Source organism: Polaromonas sp. P3_C2, from assembly GCF_056402675.1.
Genome location: NZ_JBFUGX010000492.1, coordinates 1 through 3,134, shown reverse-complemented (window position 1 = coordinate 3,134; position 3,134 = coordinate 1). Strand labels below are relative to the sequence as shown.

General features: G+C 60.6%; 2 protein-coding genes. One reads left to right on the top strand and one right to left on the bottom strand.

Translation table 11 applies throughout. The annotated features are described in order from the left end of the window. Nucleotides 1-1,434 (top strand): penicillin acylase family protein (locus tag AC1DWI_RS17720; RefSeq protein WP_477725333.1); only part of this gene is annotated, 1,434 nt, incomplete at its 5' end. A gap of 14 nt (nt 1,435-1,448) precedes the next feature. On the opposite strand, the gene AC1DWI_RS17715 is transcribed toward AC1DWI_RS17720, so the two are convergent. Continuing rightward, the coding region (locus tag AC1DWI_RS17715) for a catalase (protein WP_477725332.1) at nt 1,449-3,134 on the bottom strand (1,686 nt) is incomplete at its 5' end.

Below are 3,134 nucleotides of genomic sequence, written 5' to 3'. Positions count from 1 at the left end.
GAGCAGGTCAATCCCGCCAATGCGCAGCAGTACCGCGTACCCCATGCTGGCGGCGCAAACGCCGACATGGCCTGGGAGGACTTCAAGGTTCGTAGCGAGACGATCAAGGTGAAGGGTCAACCCGATGTGGTGCTCAATGTACGAGAAAGCCGCCACGGTCCCGTTCTCAGTGACGTCCAGAAGTCGCACGCCGACCTGCTTGATATCCGCAAATATGTGATCGCGTTGCGCTGGAGTGCCCTTGATGCCGACAACCAGACCGTGCTGGCAGGCCTGCGCGCCAATCGGGCGCAGTCTGCCCAGGAGTTGCTTGCGGCATTTTCGGCCTATCACTCGCCCATGCAAAACGTCGTGACCGCGGATGTTTTCGGCCAGACCGGTTTCAAGGCGGTCGGCAAGGTGCCGCTGCGAAAACCCGATAACGACATCCTAGGGACCGCGCCGTCACCCGGCTGGGAAGTGCGATACGACTGGGCAGGCTGGGTGCCTTATGCGCAGACGCCCGAGGCTGCCAATTCGGCGATTGAGGCCAAGGGCTGGTGGTCTACAGCGAACCAGCGCATTTCGCCACCTGCTTATCCCTTCTTCATGGGGCAGGACTGGACCGTGCCTTACCGCTACAACCGCATTGAGCAATTGCTGGCTGCCACACCCAGGCACACCATGGAGTCCATGCAAAAAATACAGGGTGACCAGTTCTCGGCGGCCACAGTGCGGCTCTTGCCTTTCCTGCAGAAAACGCTGTCGCAGTCTTCCGCCCATCCATTGGCAGAAGCAGTACGCCGCAGGATGGCGGGATTTGACGGGGCCATGCGTGCCGACCACGCGGCGCCGCTGGTGTTTGCCGCGTGGGCAGACGAGCTGACACGGGGCATCATCGGTGCAAAACTGGGTGAGCCCGCGTTCAAGACCCTTTACGGCAAGCGCCATTTCAGGAGCACGCTGGAAGACATTCTCGAGCACAACGACACCGGATGGTGCGGCACCGCTGGTTGTGCGGCGCAGTCTGCTGCTGCGCTGAACCGGGCGCTGGATCGCCTCCAGGCAGCCTATGGGAACGACGTAGAGGCCTGGAGCTGGGGCAGGGCGCACTTCGCGCTGTCTGCCCACAAGCCATTTGGCAACGTGCCCTGGCTCGCACAATTTTTCGATGTCCGCGTTCCCACCGGTGGGGACACCTTTACCGTCAACGTGGGGCAATACTGGGCGACCGGGGACGCGGCGCCTTTCGCCAACCGGCAGGCCGCTTCTTTGCGGGCCGTGTATGACCTCGCAGACCTGGAGAACTCACGCTTCATTTACCAAACGGGGCAAAGCGGCCTTGTGTTTTCCGGACGCTATCGCGACATGAAGGAGCGCTGGGCCGCAGTGCAATACCGGCCGTTGCAGATGAACCCGTCAACCTACGTGCACCGGCTCACGCTGAATCCCTGAAGGGCTTTGAAGTCTCACGCCGGGATGGCGTCGACATTCAACCGGTCCCAGTGGCGATGCAGGGCGATGGCTGCCATAAAGTCCTGTGAAACCTGCCCCTCAGTCACTTTGCGTGCATCGGCAATCAGGACTCCTGGCGTCGGCACTTGGATCAGCTCCGGGTCTTTGCCCAGGCTGAAACCCAGGGTGCTTAACAGCTGGACGCCATCGTTGATGGCGCAAATCGTTTTGCAATGCTTGTAGGCCTCCAGCACGAAATGCACAGCTTCGCCCATGGCGGCCAGGGTGCCTATGCTGTCGCCTCCCCCGGGGATCAGCACTGCGTCGAACATCACGGAGGGCATATTCGTGAAAGTATGGTCCACCGCAAGCTGCCGGCCGGACGAAGTGCTGACTGTGCCGAGGTGTGGCGCGACGAGTTTGCACAGCGCACCGGCGTCCAGGAGGTCTTGCTGGATGCGCTTGAGGGCTGCGGCTTCGACGCCGTCCGCTACCAGGATGGCCACTTTGCGTGTCTTGACGCTGCCGCCGGTGCGGCCCACCATGCGCAATGCCGGGTCTTCCTCGATCTTGCTAGTCATGCGGTAATCCCGGAAACCCAGCCTGCCGGATGCGGCCTTGGGATCCGGCGGATTGATGCCCAGCGGGGTTGCCACACGGGTTGCCAGTTTCAGGTCCACATGGGCCAGGTTGTCCACCATGCGCTGGCGGATTTCAGGGACCTCCACCTTGGAGAGCTCAAACCGGAATGCCGCAACGATATGGTCTTTTTCCACCGCGCTCTGGCTGTTCCAGAACAGTGCCGCCTGGGAGAAATGATCGTCGAATGAAGGGCTGCGGCGCCTGATTTTGGGTGGCTCTACCTGTTCTGGGTATGACTGGAAGCCATGCGCTCCGCCATCGATCCTGAACTCTGTCCCATTGCCCAGCGTATTGGGCTCATACGCTACCCGTCCTTTGCTGATCGCCTGGCGGTGCATGCCGTCGCGCTGGAAGTTGTGCATCGGGCAGACGGCGCGGTTGATCGGAATCTCGTGGAAATTGGCGCCGCCCAGGCGTGACAGCTGCGTGTCCGTGTAGGAAAAAAGGCGGCCCTGCAGCAGCGGGTCATTGGAAAAATCGATGCCCGGCACCAGGTGGCCAGGGTGGAATGCCACCTGCTCGGTTTCAGCAAAGAAATTGTCGGGATTACGGTTCAACACCATCTTCCCGATGATCTGCACGGGCACCTGTTCTTCCGGGATCAGTTTGGTCGGGTCCAGGATGTCGAACCCCAGCTCGTCCTCCTTGCCTTCGTCCACGATTTGAACGCCCAGCTCCCATTCGGGAAAATTGCCGCTTTCGATGGCCTCCCATAGGTCGCGCCGGTGAAAGTCAGCGTCTTTGCCGGCAATCTTCTGGGCTTCATCCCATGCCAGTCCGTGAACGCCGAGCTTGGGTTTCCAGTGAAACTTCACAAAGTGCGAATCGCCACGGGCATTGATAAAACGAAATGCATGGACACCGAAGCCCTCCATCATGCGGAGGCTGCGCGGTATAGCGCGGTCTGACATGGCCCACATCAGCATGTGTGTGGTTTCGGGCATCAGCGAAGCAAAATCCCAGAAGGTGTCGTGGGCACTGGCCGCCTGGGGCATTTCATGGTGCGGTTCGGGCTTGACTGCATGGATCAGGTCTGGAAACTTGATGGCATCCTGGAT